Source organism: Mesorhizobium subarcticum (genome assembly GCF_055456085.1).
Map to the genome: position 1 here is coordinate 840,590 of NZ_JBVBEG010000002.1, position 17,960 is coordinate 858,549.

The following is a 17,960-nucleotide window of genomic DNA, read 5'->3' on the forward strand; positions in this document are numbered from 1 at the left end:
CCCAACCATGGCGAAAACAGGCGTTGGCTACTGCCCTCTCTTAGTCTTCAATTCACGACATCGACCAGGATCGAACTCAGCTCTGTTCCATCCGTCACCCCTGTCACGCGCGCGCTACCCTTGCGCACCATCTCCACCATATCCGCCACCGAGACACCCCGAGCCGCCGCGGCGGCAGGGAGCGGCAATTCCGGACCCGTTCCGTCGGTCACTGCCTTGCTCCGCAGCCAGCCCAGCAGAAACTCGGTTGCCTTTCCCCTGATGATGCATGGCACGCCTTGCTCCTCTTCGGCGACGGTGGGCAGCAAATGCAGGTGCACCAGTTCCCTGATGTCAGCGGAAGAGACTCCGAGTTCCTGTCCGACCTCCCGGACGCTCTCCCCCGACCGAATGTCGGAGGCAAGCCGATAGACAGTATGGGGATCGAGGCTTTTGGGCTTGGGCAAAACGGCCTCGCGCCGGCGCACCTGCATCTGACGCAGGATCAACCGCAGCCGTCTCTCCGGAATGCCGCACTGTTCGGCGGCCTCGGCGTATGTGAAATGACCATGGGGCACATACGACGGCTCCTGCTCCTTGGGTGGCCGTTCATGCATGCAGTCGCTCAGGTGCCAGGACACGTTACCGTCAACGCCGTCGGGCTGCCCGTGCACCAGCCAGTATCTGAACTCGTCTGAATACACTGGGGCAGGCGGCTGCTTCGGGCGCTCGGCCTCGATGCGCTCAAGCAGAGTCTGGAAACTTTCGGGCAGGCCCAGAACCATGGCCAGGCCCGCGTTCATCACCTTCCGGACTCCGTTTTTCCGGGTCATCGGATGCACGGTCTGGAACGGATCGAGCGCGAACTTGCCGATCTCGCGGCATATCTCGACGGCTTCGTCCATCGGCACGCGGTCGAGGAACGACGGCGCGGAGGCGGGCGCGCCGTCCATGCGCGCGATGACATAGGCATCGAAGGCGCATTCCTCAACCGGAACCTCTTCCGTCCTCGTATAGGCCAACTCCCTGCCGCAGGCGCAGAAATAGAAGCTCGGGGAATTGTGCCACGTGAGCCTGACGCCGCACTGGCAGGCATCGAGGAGGGCGCACCGGTGCTCCGGACACGTCGTCACGAAGCCGACGTCCCACCATGCGTGATGGGTTCCGGAATCCCGGAGGCAGTGCGGGCACCATCGGCGGCTGCCAAAACGGACGTCGCGCTTCCGGAAGCGCTGGCCAAGCAGGTGAATCCAGCCTGCGTCCACGCGCGGAGAAGCGTGCTCGAGGACTGACAGGTCGGCAGCGCAGAGCCGGGCAACGTCTTCCACCGGGAGATTGAATACCTGTTGGCTGCCTGGAACGCCGATCTCCCGGCAGAAGCGGCTGAAATCCCCGCGAAGGTTCCGTTCTACCGTCCTGCCAAGCAGGCCCTGTTTGGGTTCCGTGGCGACCTGCCGGACCGAAAGCGGGAATGCCTCCATCTGGGCGAAGGTTTCGACGGGGAGGTCCAGCCGACCGTTCATGCCGCCTCCTTCGCCTTCTTCGGCCTGTTTTCCCGCAAGCCCAGGCGTTCGTCCTCCTCGAGGAAACGCTTCCCGTCGTAGTCCTCGGGGAACGAAACGGACGACACCTTGCCGACGTATGGGTTTCCCTTCGTGCCGATCGGCTTCATGACGTCGAATGCCGCCTCGAAGTGCCGCGGCAGGAGCGCTGTGGACTCCATGGTCAGCGCGACCTCCAGCGCCTTGAACGTGAGGATGCTCGAAAGGCCCGCGAGACCCCCGGTAGCGCGGCAGGTACGCTCCGCCATGTCCATGTCGTCGAGCGCTGGCCGCCTGTGGAAGTAGTCGATCTCGTCCGCCAAGGTGCCGAGAAAATGCACGAACTCGGTCTGCTCGGCGTCGACGTTCCAGTCATAGCCTTTCATCTCGAAACGGCTGAACGTGCGCCGCAGCAGCTGGTGGTTGGACTCCAGCACCAGAAGGGAGCTCGCCAGTCCGCCGAAGACCATCTGGCAGCAGTTCCAGTTGGCCAGTTCCTTTAGCACGTCCGCTGCCAGGAACTGGGTCCTGTTGCTGCGGTTGTCGACCATGTGGTTGAACTCGTCGAGGATCATCAGTTCGACGCGCTGCTCCTTCAGATGCCAGGCGATGTCGAGCGAAAGCTCGTCGGACGTCCGGCGCTTGTCGACAGGAATGCCGAGGGCCGCCATGATGCGGCGCTGAAGCGCATACTTGTCAGCGCCGGGCGGAACGTGAACGTAGAGAACCCGGCGGTGCATGCCGGATTCGTCCCGCACGGCCGGGTACTGTTTCGCGTAGTAGCGCAGCGTCTTCGACTTGCCTGAACCGGAGCGTCCCGTGAACATCAGCGCCGTCCCCTCTGCGCTGGGCGAGGGGGTGAAAGCCATATGCTCCGTCAAGGCCGCCTGCAGCCCCTTCTTGAAGCGCCGATGAGGCACCAGCATCTTGCGCATCCGGATCCTGGCCTGCGCGACCTTGCTGGCCATTCCTGCGTCGACATATGCGGCGATCCCCTGCGGGACTAAAAACGATGCGGTCTCAGTCATCGTGGATCACTCCGAGGTTCAGCCGGCCGATCCTGGCTTCGGCGGCGAGCATGCGGGTGCCCAGAGGCTCCATCGGTTCCGCGACGGCTTCGTCGGGCGTCTCCGTGGACGGCGGGGGCGAGATCTTTTTCCGGACCATGGGTTCGCTGGCTTCGGCGCTGTCGTCGGCGATCGGCTCCTCGTCCACCAGCGCGAGGAACCGTTTCGAGGCTTCGGCGTCGTCGATGTCCTCGGGATTATTGAGATAGGCGCGGTTGACGTTCAGGTGGCGCGCCAGCTTGACTGCGCCGCCGCTCGCATTCCGTTCGCCGATCATTTCCTTGGCCATCCTGGCGAGGTCGAGCTTGGCTTCCATGAGCTGGGTCATTGAAAGAATCCTGTGTTTCGATTTCGCCCGCGCGTGGGCCTTGATGACGATGTGCTGGTATTCGCTGAGGCCCTTCGCGTATTTCATCTGCTTGCAGAAGGCCGGCACGGCGATGGTCTTGCCCGGCGACAGGGGGTCTTCGGCCAGCGCCCAGACCACCGAGATGTCGGGCGAATCGTACTTGATCTCGACGCCGTGCATGATCCCGTCGATGCCCGCGCCGCGTTCCCGCAGGGCGCCGAGCGCGTCCGAATTGTATTCGAGGCCGAACATCCTGATCCCGTTCGCGTTGATGACGCGGGAGGGCTCGTACTTGCCGACGAGAAGGTCGATTTCCCGTTTCGGCCGGGGAGGCGGGACGAACCTCTGGGCCGTCTTGATCTCCCATGCCTCCTGCGGGGGCATCCCGATGCCGCTGTGGTGCGTCTGGTGGTAGACCTCGACGATCCAGAACGTCAGCAGCAGCCTGAGTTCCCTCAGCGTGATCACGACCGGATCCCTGCGGCCCTTCTTTCCGGACTTGGAGAGCGCGTCGACGAGGGCCTTCGGCAGCAGTCCGATCGACCTTCCGAAGGCGCTGCGTTTCAAGGTGCCGAAGAAGCGCTCGATATGGCCCTTCATCTGGGGAGCCGCGGGCGGGAGGACCGTCAGGGATGTCCCGCATCGGTAGGCGTTGTCCCTTGTGTGCCCGCTGATGAAACCTCCGCCCTGGTCGCACTTCAGTTCGCTGAAGGTGCCGAACATCGGGTATCGGTTCCTGATGATCGGCGTGCCGTCCGGATGGTTGCCGACCCACGACAGGTCCTTCGGCAGGATGGCGTGCCTCAGACACCTTCCGACGGAATCGCTGCTCGGCGGCATGAAGCCGATCTCGAAGCCGGGGATGCACCTGGTGGCGACGTCGATGATGGCCGTGAAATGCGGGTAGCCGAGCGGGAACCAATTTTCATCGTCCACCACGAAGAGCCTCGACAGGTGGCAGTCGTCGGTCTCCCCCAGCGCAAGCGCGCGTGTCTCCACGGGACCGGCTGCGACCACGCGGAAGCCCTTCTTGCCTTCTTCGGGACCGAGGATCCGGATCGCCCTGTCGATGGCCGAGCGTTTTTTGATCGCCCGGCGGATTATCGCGTAGCTAACCAGCTCTTCCCAGCGGATGCCGCCGTCTTCGCGGCGCGGGATCATCGAAACCTGTTCCACGGTCCCGTCCGGCATCCTCTTCCCGCGCGTGTAGTCCGACAGGTCGGTCGGAAGGTTCATCCTTGCGATGGAGATCGCCTCGGTCTGGACGTCGGGCAGGGAGCCGCGGCCGTTGTATTTGTTGTCGATCGCGAGCTCGATGGCTTCATAGACGAAGTCGGGCTTGCGCTGTTCGCGGTTTCCTTTCCAGCCATGGCGGGGATAGAGCGCGGCCGTGCTGCACCCGGTGATCCTGTAGTCTTTGTAGTGGCGCTCGACCGAGGCGCCGAGCACCGGATCGACGCCCTCCGGCGGAGGGATGCTTGCCGCGATCCGCGCGAACAGCTTCCGTCTCTGCTTGAAGCCCTCCGGATTCGAGCGAAGCTCTTCTTCGATCGCGTCGACGATGCGCCGGCGGTATGCCGCGACCATCTCGTCACGGTCGGAAACCTAGGTCGTGTCGACCGACGCGAGATGGGCATTGCTGTCGTCCAGCAGTTCGTTGTCGGCGCCTTCCCGGAAGGACCCGTCCAGATATCCGGCCTCGATCTGGCGGTCGCTCACAGGAAACGGGATCGTGGGTCCGCTGTCTCGGCCTGCGATCGGGCGGAGCCAATAGCCGCTCCGGTCCGGAGTGCGGCCGTCGATCATCCCCGCGATGTCGTTGTATGTGACAAGAGTGCCTCGAGGCAGCAGTACAGCGGTCATGGCAGCGGCCTCCGCACCATGCTGGCATGGGAGAACTCCGTGCCCATGTCGATCTTGAGAACTCCCCGCCAGACGAGGTTGAGGATCGCTGCAAATGCCTCCCCGACGGGAATGCGCGACCGCATGGCGATCCCGCTTACGGTGTCCGATCCGACTGCGGGAGTCGCCGTGAAAACCCGACTGTCCTCTCCGTCCGGAAAGACGAGCCCGGAACAGGAATTGACGTCTTTGGAGTTGCCCAGCCGTGGCTGGATCTTGAGTTCGTTACGCGGAACCGTCCTGTACGAGGTTCCCGAGCGCGCGAGAGAGCGGGCGAGAGCCTTGGCGCGCAGCTGCGACATCGGCGACTGGAAGGCCGCCGGCGATTCAATGTCGAACAGCCCGCAGCCATGGTCGGTCCAGACACCGAAGTCTGGCGTATGCTCGATCCATTTGCTTCCGTCGAACCATTCCAGCGTCTCTGGCCGGGCGCGGATCGACGACACGGTCGGATTGACCTCCGCGAGCGTCAGGAACTGGTGCTGTTCGAAGCCCCAATAGCTGACACAGTAGCCGCTCCTGTAAGACGGGAACCCGCTGGCGATTGTCCATCGACCCTTCGGTTTCGTGTGGGCGAGCGGGGGCTCGGGGTTACGATAGGGGATGTTGGTGCGATGCTGTCCAGACGGACGATTGCTCATGACACTACTCCACCGCTCGCCAACCGCACGGTCGGACGACGGTAAAATCTCGGAAGGATGACCTTGTCCCCTGGAAACGTCCGCGCGCTATCAGATGGCTCGGATGTGTCGGAGCAGGACTCAGGCTATGTCGTGGAGGCGCACTCCTGCGCGACGGCTGAAAAGCGCGTTGGCGCTAAGCTATCGAAGTCCGTATTCGAAAGGACAGCATCGAGGTCCGTTCCTGTATCCGCCGGGCGCAGCCCAAATGGGGAGTGGGATCTGTGAGGCCTGAACGAATACGGAACGCACTTTCCGGAGTCAACCAGGTCCGCGGCTTTCGCCGGTGATTGGTTAACCTCTTTGCGGTAGGAGTGTCTTTGCGTGCTATTACATGGCGTGCCTCCTTTTCTCTCTCTATCTTTTCTGGTGGGTGACGGGAGATTGGGCCCTGTCTGCTAACAGGACCTGGAGTGGGTCACCGATGAGGTGACCCACTCCACCTGGGCGATAGCCTAGGTGGGAAGTGCGGAGAGGCTTCTTCTCGGAGCGACCTCACGCCAGTCCTCCGGCCCGTGAGGGAAAAGCCCGACAGGGCGAGGGCGCTTGCGCCGGATGGATGGCGGCAGTTCAGTTTTCTGGATTGCCATGTCGTCGACCTGCAATGCTGGGGCACCGGAGCAAGGATTCCTTTTTGAATCCTGCAGCAGGACATCACGAAATTCCTAACAAATTGTCGCCAGCGACATGGGGCGGAATTGTCAACTATTTGAAATTGCTATGAGTTTCACATACCAGTAGGCTGATTGCCTAGGGAGCTATGAGCCTCATAGTTTCGAGCCGCATCGCCTGGATTGACTGCTTCGGCATGGACAAGTGGGACGTTCGGGGTCGAATGAATTTCAGAGGCGAGATCAGGTGACGATGATCAATGCGGGCTCTGAAGCAGTTCGGCGGCACCTGCGCTTCGCTTGAGGCGAAACGGCAAGGTCCGGCATTCTGTTCGAATTCACGGTAGCGGGAACCGATGCCCAGCTCGAAAGCGATTGCGGGCGTGCGTGATGCACGCAGTTGAGGACAGCAGCACATCATTGCCTCGTTGTCGTGTACCGCTAACGCACCTCGCTAATCACCTCAGAACTTAACTGTCGGCCAGCCCGATCGGGCGAGTGAGGGGCAAGGAGCGGACTGCGGACGAGTCAACTTATGGGTTAAAACCGCAACTTATGAGTCAAAAGACAAGTCGTGCGAAAGACGCCATGCAGTACATGTATGTTGCATAACATACATTATGGAACACGATATTGTGTTGGTAAATCAGTGTGTTATGAAGAAGATCGCTCCAGGACCGCTGATCATCCCCTCATGAAGTTATACAAATACGCACCGATGAGCAGATCGTCTTCACCGCCGGCAACCCGCCGCTGCGCTGCGGCCGCGCGATCTACTTTCGGCGCAACGAATGCTTGAACGAGTTGGCACGAACAGGTTCGGGCCGAACAAGAAATGACCTGCCCGATCGGGCAAGGACTTCTCTCCCTGTGAAAGCTCCGGGGCTTCTCTACGGCGCGTTTGGATAGCGCGTTCAGCCCCTCCGCTTGGCCGCCCACCAAGTTGGGCGGCGGCCCTTCGGGCTGGGGAACACGCGAGCCGTCGATCGCTGACAGTGCCGCAAGCGAATGCGTTCCATCAATACTGCGAAGCACCGGCAACCGATTGGGAACACTCATTGGACACGATCGGCGTAGCACGACATTTCAGGCGAACAATCACGGCGCAGCTGGTGTATTGAGCCGCACGCATCAGCCGCATGAATCGGTCACGCGTGATCGATTCATCGAAGTCGTTGGACGTTGCTTCCAAAGGAAGCGAAGATTCCAGCTATGCCGAAACCTGTGACAGAACCGCTTCATCTTCGCCGCATCGATCCCGCTCGCAACATGTCTCGGTTCTATGTGCTGTCCATTCAGCCGACATTGTTCGGCGGCGCGTCGCTGGTCCGCAACTGGGGCCGGATCGGCACAAACGGCCAGGTAATGATAGAAACCTTCGATGAGCGCGCGGATTCCGACGAAGCGGTCTCCCGGCTCGAGCGCCGCAAACGTAAGCGCGGATATATGGCTCCGTAGGAAATCAGGCCGATCGCGCAGTCTTCCGGCATTTTTCAAGCGTTGCGCACGCGCGGACTACCAACCCCGTGTTGTTGTGAGCCAAACAGTGACCAGCAACAACGCGAGGAGCACGTTCCATGACGACCGCAAATGAGATCGCTGACAAGATTGCAGCCGACAACGGTCTGACGAAGATGCAGGCCAGGAGCATCGTCGACAGCGTGTTCAAGGCAATCGCCGATGTGGCCGCGAGCGGTGCCGAGACGAGCCTGCCCGGTTTCGGCAAATTCAAGGTGAAGGACACACCTGAACGCGAGGGCCGCAACCCGTCGACGGGCGCGACCATCAAGATCTCCGCCTCGAAGAAGCTGTCCTTCACGCCGGCAAAAGCCATCAAGGACGCGCTCAACGGCTGATCTTGCCGGGATACCTGACAGAAAGAGCCCGGCGGTCTAGCTTGTGGTGATCAGGTGTAGTGAAGACTTCCCGCTCTTCACGGCCGCCGCCGACAGCTTGCGGTCAAAGCTCGCAAGTTGGCCACCATGGGCCTTGGCGAGCGCAAGAAGATAGGTGTCGGTGACCTGTGCCGAGGTCAGGATTTTTGCAGCATCGATGTCGCTGGAGCCAACCAGACTCACATCGTCGGGCCAGAAGCTGTGCCCCTGCAGGGCTCGCAACTTGGTAACGATTTGCGCAACGACGGCAGGCGAGCCGGGAGAATTAGGATATTTTTGGTTGCCGACGATGCGCAGGACACCGTTTTCGGTGATGGGACAGGTAGCCCATGCGGCGTGGCCGGTCACTTCGAACCAGCCATGCGCATCGTCATGGGCGACATGGCCAGGATCGATCAGCGCGATCAGCACATTGACATCGAGCAGGAAGGTCACGGCAGCTCGTCACGTAAGGCGTTGACCGTCTCAAGCGTGACAGGAGGTGCATCCGGCCGAGGCGACAGCAGAGGAATCCCGTTGCGCTCGCTGCCGGCCTGCGGGCGGCGCAGCGAGCGCCGGGCGAGATCGGTGATGATCTCCCCCACGCTGCGATCCTGCTGCCGGGCCATGGCCTTGGCCGCGACCAGGACGTCGTCATCGATCGCCAGTGTCGTTCTCATATCGCCCTCCTTGGTTCGCATCAATCATCACGCATCATATAGAGCAGCGACGACAGATACTCAAGCGGCTCGAGTTATCGGACACGAAAGCCGCATCGCCGTTCCAGACGTCGACCAGTTCGGTCCACGCACCGCCCGGGCAGACGGGGATGTCGACGGAACCAAGAGCTCTTGCTGATGCGCGATGGTGCTCGTCATGTATGTGTCCTTTCGGTTGACCAGTTCGCCAGTGGAAGGCTGAAGGCCCCGCCTTGCGGCGGAGCCCTCGCGCGAGATCCTCAGTCCCGGTTTGATCGGGACCAGATCAGCTGCAGGCCTTCCTCGCCGTCAACTTCGATCAGGGTGGCGTAGATCGGAGCGGGGAAGCTCGGGGCGTCCAGCTTGACCGAGAGGTAGTCACGGCCTTCGGCGGAGACCTTCTGCCAGGCGGCGCCCAATTCGACGTTCGCCGCCGCGAAGATGCGGAAGTGCGGGCGCCGAGGGGTTCTCGACGCGGACCAGCTTGGCCTTGACGTTGAGGTTGAGGGTTTTGATCGTGCCGGTGAAGCCGTTGCCGGTGGAGATGAAGGTGCCTATGGTAGCCGTTTGTCTCATTCCTTTGTTGGTCGGGCCGCGCCCATCGCGACCTCGATGACGGTCGGTGGAACGGAGGCGATCGACCCGCACCCACCGGGGTCCCCGTTGCGCGTGCGCAATGGGGTGGTCCTTAGGGCTGGAACGAAGTGGAAGGCGGCCGGGAGCGACTTTCTTGGATCGCGAGGAATGGCGGCGCAGCCGGCAGGGGAAGAAGTCGCGCAGGCCGTTGCCGGGACAAGATCGAGAGCCCGCGCTGCGGGATCGGCCTTCGGTCAGACCAGTCACATCGAGGACGCAGATGGACGTGCTTTCGGAAACAGGAATGAAGACAGGCGTTCCACCACCGCCTCATCGCCATGAGACGGCGACTTGTGTGATCAACTGTCCGTCCGGACGACGGCAGCCTGCGAATCTGCCCAGACCCAGTAGGCAGGGTCGTGCTCACAAGCACCAACGCCGACACCAGAACCGAGACGTCGTGGCAGGATAGCAATGTGAGCGCTCGACGTCACTCGTCAGGCCGACCGGGGCATTCAACCGAAGCCGAGACTATGGCGCCGGTTCAGCAGAACGCTGCCGGCAACGGCGTATCGGGTGCCCGGCTTCAGTCGGGATCAGCGTCACCGTGCAGGCGATTGCATCACGGAAGCTAGTCGGACGAAAAGTCCTCGGGCCACATCTGCGCACCATGGAGAACACGCAGGATACGGATAGCATCATGGGTTAGAACGTAGGCTGCAATATATGGCGTTCGGGAGATGACCAGCTCCCGCGTGCCGGGCACTCGTCCAGGGCGTCCACTCTCGGGAAACTCGACCAGGCGGAGCACCGCCTGCGCGATATGCTCGTCAACGGCAGCAGCCGCGCGCGGGCTTTCGGCTTCGATATGGGTGAAGATGTCGTCGCGATCAGCAAGCGAACGCTGACCATTTCAGCCTCATGACTGGGTAGTTCCTGCCTTGCGTAGCGCGGCAGCGCGTCGGGATGCAAAATGCGTCTCTACGTCTTCAGCGGTGACATCGGTCCGGGTATCTTCGAGTGCCTGCATCACCTTGGCGCGAAACCATGCATCATGAGCCTCGCTGTTGCTGATCAGTTCCAGCGGCAGTGCACCTTCATTGGCGGTGCGCGTCAGCAGGATGCGTACTACGTCGGAAACCGTCAGCCCCATGCCTTCAAGCACGGACGCCGCGCGGTCCCTGATGTTGGAATCGATACGTGTCTGCACGAGTGCGTTTGTCGCCATGGTTGTCTCCTGTCTCGAATCCACAATGTAATGCACTTGAATGACTGTTGCTAGCTACGACGACCACACACTAATCGTGGCATCGCTGGCGAAGAATGCAGGCGGCTCCCCTGCGGTGGCAAGGCGCAGGCGGCCTTCCAATACCCTCGCTGCGAACGCAGCGTGGCCCTTCAGCGCTCTGGGATGGCCCAGCGCCATCCCATGCGATCGGAGATGCAGTATCACGCAGCGTGCTCGACCAGTGTCCCCTGCGGCTGGAGATCATGCAGATAGTTGACCGCCCGCTGGGCATGGGCCGCCGCGGCGAAGATGAAACGCTTCTCGTTCCTGAGAATGTCGAGCCAGCTCGCAAGATAGCTTGCGTGATCGGACCTCGGCTCGAGCTCGGGAACGATGCCGAGATCGGCCGCCAAAAAGCAACCGCCCAGATCGGCCACGAGTTCCTCGTGCGCTCTGAAGGAGCGATTCTTGTGATACTGGGCGAGATTGCGATCGAGCCGCCTGTCAGACCCGACCCAAGCGGCATTTGCACGTTATCCAGACTCTGCGTACCTGTCTCACAGGCGTCAGAGTTGGCGGCTAATATCGTCGACATCCAAAGACGCAGATCGTCGAGTGATGCCGGTGCGAAGTTTTTGCCGGGGCGGGCTCGAGCCCGCCCCGGCGAAAACTTCGGCGCCGTCTGGAGGTCCATTGCCGCAGTTGTTCTTCACCGATCTTTCCGCCCTGCGCCGGTCCGTGACGGTCGAGGGCGTGACACAGGAGCTAGCCCCTGACGAGACAACTGCCGCGGATAGCATCGGCCTCGTCGAAGGCATGCCGTTTATTCTCGGAAGAGACGGAACCTACGATCACCACCTCAACCGCTTCCTCCGATCGTGCCCGACCATGGGTGTGCGTTCGTTGAACAGTCTGCGTGCCTATGCGCGGGATATCGTAGTCTGGCTGCGCTTCCTCGAAGAGCGCCGGGGCGGCAAATCTCTCTGGTCGGCCGACCGCGATGACATCGCCGCATTCCACCAAGCCCGGCGTCTGTCCGAGCCTCCGTTCCGCATATCCGCTTCTTCCTGGAACCGGATGATCGCGGCGCTCGACAAGCTTTATCATTGGGCTGCCGAAGAGAAGGTCATTGCCGCCGCTCCGTTCACCTATCGGCAGCTCTGGTCGCGCGCGTCAACGTCGGGTGCGGTCATGGCCGTGGCAGTGAACTGCGCCAAGGAGAGCGGAGCTCGCAATGGCGACATGCGCTTCCTCGACCTGCCGCGCTATCTGGTGTTCCGCGATGTCGGGCTACGCGGCAGGCTTCCCGATGGGCGTGAAGACCCAACATGGCGAGGCCGCAACGGAGCGCGTAATGCGCTGTTCGCGGAACTGCTGATCACGACCGGCTTGCGGCTGCAGGAAGCATCGAGCCTGCTGCTGAGCGAACTGCCGGAAGTGGACACGCGACCTGATTCCACGGCCCGATCTCTCGCCTCCCGACTGGCCGCCGCGACCGCGAAGGGTTCGCGCGGCCGGGACTTCCTCATGCCGATCCGACTGATTGGGCAATTGCAGGACTACGCCCGGATCGAGCGGGAGAACGCTCTCGGGGGCGCGCGGCGGAGCGGTCGCATCCGCCGGACGCACAGCCCGATTCCAGTGGCCGGATACGAGCATCGGGCTCTTCGCCTGAACGATGGCGACCGCGCGGTGAGGGTAAGCGTCGATCAGTTGACGCCTGCGGAGCGGCGGCGCCTCGTCGATGCCGCGAAGGGTGTGCCGCTGGCGCTCTGGCTGACGGAAGACGGAGAGCCGATGCCGATGGCATCATGGGAAGCCGTGTTCGGACGCGCCAGCGAGAGATGCCGTCGCTTCGGCTTCGCGGACATGCACGTGACCCCTCACACGCTTCGCCACAGCTTTGCCGTCCATATGCTGACGCTGCTTCTGCGCGAGCAGGTTGGCTGGGTTGTCAGCGAGCGATCACGGCATCTCGGCTCCGCCTATCGCCGGATGATCGGCGATCCACTGCTGAAGCTCCAGAGATTGATGGGGCACAGCAGGATCGAAAGCACCTATATCTATCTTGATCATCTTGCGGACAGCCAGGAGATCGTCGACGCGGCGGTGGGCAATCTTGGCCTGGATGTTGCCGCCGTGGAGCCGGCGCCATGAGCCGGGGAAGACGGGCAAGGTTCCCGCCCGGATCGGCTCCCCCGAATGAGAACGCCGCCGCAGCCTGCCGTCATCTTGGCCGATCCGCGCCGCTTCTCCGTGCGTATCGATGCGGGCAGCGAGTTCATTGTCGATCTAAGTTCCTGGTCGCACCCATCCTTCGTTGCCGAGATCGCCCCGCTGCTGCGGGAACGTATCCGCCAGATGGGGCCAACGCCGATAGGACGTACGGTACAACGCACGGTCCTCAATCTCCGCCGGTTCTGGTCGTTCCTGGATGCCTGGGAGATTGCCCTCCGCGAACTGGGCGACATCACTGTCGAGCTGATCAACGATTATGAAGCGTGGCTTGAGCAGAATGCCGGGAACCGGCTGTCCCAGCGACACCTCCTGGCTGCGCTGATCAGCGTGCTCCGCATCGCGGTTGAGGATCGCCGCGGCGTGCTGACGCCGGACGTCGTATCCCGCCTGCGCTATCTCGGTCATGGCGATAGTGGCGGCAGCCGGCCCCGCGACGCCTACAGCAGCCGGATCGCCGAAGCGCTGCGTGCCGCAGCACGGGCTCAGATCACTGACGCCCGCCAGCGCATCGCGCTCGGTGACGATGTTCCGCCGCCTCCACCGGAGGTCGCCGCATGTACACGCCTGCGCGCGCGCTACGATGCCATCATCGTCGAGATCATGCGATCCGGACAGATTGTGACGCGAAACCCTGCCTTCAGGCGCTTCATCAATCTCGCGGCTTACCGAAAGGTCGATCACAGGATCGAGGCGCCACACCGGGGGTTCCACCTCACGGCGATCGACCTTGCGGCATTCCTGGCGCTGCTGTCGCTGGAGACCGGGATGGAGATGGAATGCCTGATTCACCTGAAGGCGGACTGCCTGCGCAATCCCACCAGAGGCTATGTCGAGATCGAGTATTACAAGCGCCGGGCACGCGGCTCGGAGTGGAAGCGCCTTCGGGTGCGGGATGGATCGAGCGCTACGCCCGGCGGGCTGGTCAGAATGGCGATCGCGCTCACCGATCGTGCCCGACGACACACCGGGTCGGATCGCTTGTGGGTCCTCTGGACCATCGACGGCTTGCGTCCAGCCAATGAAGAAGGCGTTCCACGATGCCCTCGACGCTGCGCTGAAGCCGCGGATCGCTATGAGCGAGCGGAAAGAACTTGTCGCGGAGCGGCAAGACCCACGTCCGGCAACGGACGAGCAGGATGTGTGGCTCGCTCGATGCGGCAGCTTTTACGAAAGCCCGTTCGCGGAAGCGGGCAAACCCTGCCCGACCCCGTTCTGGGGGTGCCTTGAATGCGAGAATGCCGTGATCACCGAACGCAAGCTCCCGGCGCTCATTGCATTCCAGTCCTTCATGGGCCGAACAGCGCGCCACCCTCAACGCCGACGAGTGGTCGATCAAGTTCGGCCGCCCCTGGCATCGTATCACTAACCAGATCCTACCGGCCTTTGCGCCGCCGATCGTGGAAGCAGCACGGACACGCAGCGCTGCAGAAGGGTCGAGGCTCCTCTATCTGCCGGTGGAGGCGACGGCACGATGACGGCATCGAGCCTTGCCCCTGCGACAGCCTCTTCGGCCATACGCAGCCAGAACGACATCGTGCTCTGCTCGATGAAGCTCAAGGAAGGGACCGACCCGCAGACGCTCTCGCGCTTCGGCGACGACGTGTGGAATCTCGATCCGGCAATCTTCCATGTGACCGCGCGCAATGCGTTCCGGACGATCGACTTCACCGACATTGCCTGTCCGGCGGAACGGCTGACCGCCAAGGAATACATCTACGCCTGGCTCAACGAACGCCTTCCGGATCGCTCTGGGCGGCTGCGGCCGTTGAGCGCGCGCGCAGCACTTGCCACCCTGCGTCAGTTCATGGCGTTCGTGCGGGAACGGGAGGGCCGCTTCGATTCCGCCCTTATCGATCAGGACCTGCTCGACGCTTATCTCGCTCTCCAGAAGAACCGTTCCGTATTGCCGAGCCGGGTTGGCGCCTGCCTTAGACCTGCCGTGCAGCTGCACCGGCTCGCTCGCTTCCTGACCCTTGGGGGTTTGCGCTTCGTTCCCTGGAACGGGACGCCAGCCTTCAAGGTGGCGGGCTGCGGCGGGCGAGCATATGAGAACGTGACGCCCCGCATTCCCGAGCCGGTGATCGGTGCGCTGCTGCGATGGTCGCTGCGCTATGTCGAGCTGTTCTCGACCGACATCATCGCGGCACGCGCCGAACTTGACGGGCTCGAAGCGGCTTATAGGGCGACGATACGGCAAGCCAGGAAGCGCCCGATGGAAGCCCGTGTGGCTGACTGGGTGCACCGGCGGCGACAAGAACGAAGAGGCGTCCCAGTATGGAACGAGCCCGAGCGCATGGGTGGCATCTGCGGTGCTATCGCGCTCGACCAGCGGCTGGACGGCCATGTTCTGAACATCCGACTGATCGCATTACAGAGCGGGGTAAGCCCCACGAACCTTACGGGCAACAAAGCCGCCTACGCCATGCTTCTCTACGCCGTGAAGGAACTCGGCGTCGAGCAAGGCGGGATGGACACGCCGATCGCCATCGATCCCGTTAGCGGCCAACCATGGCGGCCTCGCTTCGACGCCTTTGCGCTTGCGCACGAGGAGCGGCAACTTCAAACCGCTGCCTACATCCTGTGTGCCTATCTGACCGGCATGCGCGACAGTGAAGTCCAAGCTATGCGGCCCAGCTGCCTTCAGCGCAAGCGCAGTGTCGACGGGATGATCGAAAGGCTGACGATCCGCAGCATCGTCTACAAGGGCCGGCAAGAGCGCGGCGAGCCGGAGGAATGGGTAACGATCGAGCCCGTCGGCCGTGCTGTGGAGATCGCCGAACGCCTGGCGGCAAGGCATAGGCCACGGCGCAAGGACGACGGTATCTGGATCGTTCTGCATCGCGCCGTTGCGCTTGATCGCGGCGTGCCGCATGTGGTCAAGCGGATCAATCGGTATCGCGAGCATCTGGACCAGCGCTTCGGCGCGCCGGAAGAACCGGCAATTCCGCTCGTGGAAGGACGAAGCTGGATCTTCAACACCCGGCAGTTCCGCCGAACCGTGGCCTGGTACATCGCAAACCGCCCGTTCGGTGTGGTCGCCGGCAAGATCCAATACAAGCATGCCTCGGTAGCGATGTTCGACGGCTATGCCGGTTCGTCGGCGTCCGGCTTCCGCCAGGAGGTTGAGCAAGAACACCACCTGGGACAGCTCGACGACATCGTTGTGCATTACGAAGCGGCGCAGCGCGGCGAGCGATTGGCTGGTCCGGGTGCTTCCCGCATTGCGCACGAGATCGATCGAGTCAGACAGGAGATCGGCTCCCTGCCTGGCGTTATCGCAGATGGAAAACGTGTGAAGGCGATGCTCGCTCACCTCGCGCGCACACTGCACGTCGGCTACCTGAACGACTGCTTCTTCGAGCCGGCGACAGCGCTTTGCCTTGGCCGGTCGACAGGCTCGGCAAGCCAGCCCATCCTGTCGAACTGCGCCCCTGACCGCTGCCCGAACTCCTGTATCGCACGTCGTCACCTGCCGGCGTGGCAAGCTGCGATCGCACATGCCGATGCCATGCTGGAAGAGAAGCGATTGTCGAACGTGCAGCGAGCCACGATCAGGCAGGACCGTGATCGAATGCGCAAGCTGATCGCGCCGCTCCTGGAGGAACGGTCGTGAAGCCGGTTAGCACGTCGACCGAGCAAGCGCTTCGCCAAGCGCTCACCCGGCTTGTCTCGGGGGATGCGATCCGGACGGATGGCCGACTGACGGTCGCCAATCTGGCACGGGAGGCCGGTGTCAGCCGGGCGACCGCAAACCGCGCTCCGGCAATACTGGCGGAAATGCGAGAGGGCGAAAAATGCTCGCCAGCGTCTGCTCCGATCTCTTCCGGTTCGCCGTCCTAGATGGCTTCCGGAAGGAGATGCACGGCGGCTGTCAGTGCCGCATCGAGATCCGTGCCGGCATGCGGCAGGCAGGTATAGGTCTCGTCGGGACCGTAGATCTCGCGGCGACGGGCATGCTCCCCGAGGACCATGTCAGGATGCATCGCAAACCAGAGGTTCACGCGGATTGCGCTCTCGTCCTCGGTGGCGGGCAGAACGTCCTCCAGGTCGAGCCATGACACATCGCCTTCGGGCTCTCCGTGCTTGCGCCTGCGGAAGAACAGGATGTCGACGACAACATCCGTCCCGGCATCGGCGCGAAAGTTGCCCTCCGGCAGGCGAACGGCAGCGACCAGATCCGCCATTGTGGCGATGTGCTCGCGGGCGCGGGCATCGGCCTTGTCCATCGTTCCACTGTAGGTGACGAAGGCGGCGAGTGCGCCCGGCTTCAGCCGAGAGACGGCCTTTGCGATGAAGTAGTCGTGTAGCCGGAAGCCGTGCGAGCGGTATGCGGGATCGGATCGGACGATCCTGTCCGAGAACGGCGGATTGCCGACCGCCAGATCGAAATGCTCGGCCAAGTCGACCCGCGCGAAATCCTGGTTGAGGATTCGGGCGTTCGGCTGAAGGAGGCGCGCGATCCGCGCCGTGACCGGATCGATCTCGATGCCGGTGACGTGCGAGGCAGCGCGCAATGCCTCTGGCATCAACGCCGGAAAGAGCACTGTGCCGACGCCCGGCTCCAGCACACTGCCGCCACGGAAGCCGAGCCGCCACAAGCCGGCCCAGATCGCTCGGATGATGTATTCCGGTGTGAAATGGGCGTACTGGGTGCAGCGGGCCAGCGAGGCGTAGTCCCGTCTGTCGACTGCTTCCTCCAGATCGGCGGCTATCTCCTCCCAACCCTTGCGGAACGTCTGCTCGCCGGGGCGGCGGAACACGCCGTTCGCCAGTGCTGACGCTCCAAAGCCGGTGAACCGGATCAGCGCTGCTTGTTCCTCGGGCGTGGCAGACCGCTGCTGGTCGACGATATCGGCGGCGAGCCGTATGGCGGCGAGATTGTCACGCGCCCGGTCCCGCCAGGATTTGGCGAGGTCGCGGGTCGCCGCCAGCTTGAAGTTCTCGCCCTTATCGACCTGATGCGCCCGAGCAGGCAATGCGGCCGCGCCGATCGGCATGGCCGGGGCTGGTGAGACGGGAGACGGATCGTCATCGACCGGACTATCGGCGGAGGACGTCGAAAAGGCCGTTACCCGGACGCCGAGGCCCGAGGACAGCGCAGTGTTTCCGAAGAGGTCGAGAGTGAAGGGGTCGTCGTGGGGCATGGAAAATCTCCTTGGATTTTTGGCGAGCGCGATCACGCGGACGGCGTTGTCGGCCGCGTGAAGGGCTGGTGAG

The 17,960-nt window shown here is 62.7% G+C and carries 13 protein-coding genes and 5 pseudogenes; 6 read left to right on the forward strand and 12 right to left on the reverse strand.

The genetic code is table 11. The annotated features are described in order from the left end of the window. Nucleotides 1–47: 47 nt before the first annotated feature. The 5 genes from ACZYHG_RS36060 to ACZYHG_RS36080 are packed head-to-tail and all read right to left on the reverse strand — an operon-like array spanning nt 48 to nt 5,479. The gene (locus ACZYHG_RS36060; protein WP_464615067.1) at nt 48–1,502 is read right to left on the reverse strand and encodes a TniQ family protein; all 1,455 of its coding nucleotides are present in this window, start codon (nt 1,500–1,502) and stop codon (nt 48–50) included. Further along, the gene (locus ACZYHG_RS36065; protein ID WP_464615068.1) at nt 1,499–2,548 is read right to left on the reverse strand and encodes a TniB family NTP-binding protein; all 1,050 of its coding nucleotides are present in this window, start codon (nt 2,546–2,548) and stop codon (nt 1,499–1,501) included. The genes ACZYHG_RS36060 and ACZYHG_RS36065 overlap by 4 nt, the downstream gene beginning before the upstream one ends. After that, nucleotides 2,541–4,523 (reverse strand): hypothetical protein, encoded by a 1,983-nt coding sequence (locus ACZYHG_RS36070; protein WP_464615069.1) that lies wholly within the window; start codon nt 4,521–4,523, stop codon nt 2,541–2,543. The genes ACZYHG_RS36065 and ACZYHG_RS36070 overlap by 8 nt, the downstream gene beginning before the upstream one ends. Nucleotides 4,524–4,541: 18 nt before the next feature. Next, the gene (locus tag ACZYHG_RS36075; protein ID WP_464615070.1) at nt 4,542–4,799 is read right to left on the reverse strand and encodes a hypothetical protein; all 258 of its coding nucleotides are present in this window, start codon (nt 4,797–4,799) and stop codon (nt 4,542–4,544) included. Next, nucleotides 4,796–5,479 carry a hypothetical protein gene (locus tag ACZYHG_RS36080; RefSeq protein WP_258580817.1) on the reverse strand — a complete coding sequence of 228 codons (684 nt, stop codon included), beginning with the start codon at nt 5,477–5,479 and terminating at the stop codon, nt 4,796–4,798. The genes ACZYHG_RS36075 and ACZYHG_RS36080 overlap by 4 nt, the downstream gene beginning before the upstream one ends. A gap of 1,340 nt (nt 5,480–6,819) precedes the next feature. Here ACZYHG_RS36080 and ACZYHG_RS36085 point away from each other — a divergent pair. The 3 genes and pseudogenes from ACZYHG_RS36085 to ACZYHG_RS36095 all read left to right on the forward strand — a co-directional run. Beyond that, nucleotides 6,820–7,038 (forward strand): annotated as a pseudogene (locus tag ACZYHG_RS36085) (type IV secretory system conjugative DNA transfer family protein); the annotation flags it as partial. Between the two features lie 303 nt (nt 7,039–7,341). Continuing rightward, entirely contained in the window at nt 7,342–7,587 is a 246-nt protein-coding gene (locus ACZYHG_RS36090) for a WGR domain-containing protein (protein WP_464615071.1), read from the forward strand. 119 nt (nt 7,588–7,706) lie between these two features. Further along, the gene (locus ACZYHG_RS36095; RefSeq protein WP_464615072.1) at nt 7,707–7,985 is read left to right on the forward strand and encodes an HU family DNA-binding protein; all 279 of its coding nucleotides are present in this window, start codon (nt 7,707–7,709) and stop codon (nt 7,983–7,985) included. Between the two features lie 36 nt (nt 7,986–8,021). On the opposite strand, the gene ACZYHG_RS36100 is transcribed toward ACZYHG_RS36095, so the two are convergent. The 6 genes and pseudogenes from ACZYHG_RS36100 to ACZYHG_RS36125 all read right to left on the reverse strand — a co-directional run. Continuing rightward, the gene (locus ACZYHG_RS36100; RefSeq protein WP_464615073.1) at nt 8,022–8,459 is read right to left on the reverse strand and encodes a TA system VapC family ribonuclease toxin; all 438 of its coding nucleotides are present in this window, start codon (nt 8,457–8,459) and stop codon (nt 8,022–8,024) included. Further along, nucleotides 8,456–8,683: a ribbon-helix-helix domain-containing protein gene (locus ACZYHG_RS36105; RefSeq protein ID WP_258580822.1), complete on the reverse strand. Its 228-nt coding sequence runs from the start codon at nt 8,681–8,683 to the stop codon at nt 8,456–8,458. Before ACZYHG_RS36105 ends, ACZYHG_RS36100 begins: the two co-directional genes overlap by 4 nt. A gap of 278 nt (nt 8,684–8,961) precedes the next feature. After that, a pseudogene (locus ACZYHG_RS36110) lies at nt 8,962–9,277 on the reverse strand (DUF736 domain-containing protein). A gap of 631 nt (nt 9,278–9,908) precedes the next feature. Further along, a pseudogene (locus ACZYHG_RS36115) lies at nt 9,909–10,200 on the reverse strand (type II toxin-antitoxin system RelE/ParE family toxin). Next, nucleotides 10,197–10,505 carry a type II toxin-antitoxin system RelB/DinJ family antitoxin gene (locus ACZYHG_RS36120; protein ID WP_183455093.1) on the reverse strand — a complete coding sequence of 103 codons (309 nt, stop codon included), beginning with the start codon at nt 10,503–10,505 and terminating at the stop codon, nt 10,197–10,199. Before ACZYHG_RS36120 ends, ACZYHG_RS36115 begins: the two are co-directional and overlap by 4 nt. A 221-nt stretch (nt 10,506–10,726) precedes the next feature. After that, nucleotides 10,727–11,023, reverse strand: a pseudogene (locus ACZYHG_RS36125) (zincin-like metallopeptidase domain-containing protein); the annotation flags it as partial. A 175-nt stretch (nt 11,024–11,198) separates the two neighbouring features. Here ACZYHG_RS36125 and ACZYHG_RS36130 point away from each other — a divergent pair. From ACZYHG_RS36130 to ACZYHG_RS36140, 3 genes are all read left to right on the forward strand, one after another. Continuing rightward, nucleotides 11,199–12,662: a tyrosine-type recombinase/integrase gene (locus tag ACZYHG_RS36130; RefSeq protein ID WP_464615074.1), complete on the forward strand. Its 1,464-nt coding sequence runs from the start codon at nt 11,199–11,201 to the stop codon at nt 12,660–12,662. A 45-nt stretch (nt 12,663–12,707) separates the two neighbouring features. Then, nucleotides 12,708–13,970: a hypothetical protein gene (locus ACZYHG_RS36135; RefSeq protein ID WP_464615075.1), complete on the forward strand. Its 1,263-nt coding sequence runs from the start codon at nt 12,708–12,710 to the stop codon at nt 13,968–13,970. Nucleotides 13,971–14,289: 319 nt separating this feature from the next. Further along, the gene (locus ACZYHG_RS36140; RefSeq protein ID WP_464615076.1) at nt 14,290–16,356 is read left to right on the forward strand and encodes a site-specific integrase; all 2,067 of its coding nucleotides are present in this window, start codon (nt 14,290–14,292) and stop codon (nt 16,354–16,356) included. A gap of 226 nt (nt 16,357–16,582) precedes the next feature. Here the strand turns inward: ACZYHG_RS36140 and ACZYHG_RS36145 are convergent. After that, a pseudogene (locus ACZYHG_RS36145) lies at nt 16,583–17,887 on the reverse strand (N-6 DNA methylase); the annotation flags it as partial. Between the last annotated feature and the right edge of the window lie 73 nt (nt 17,888–17,960).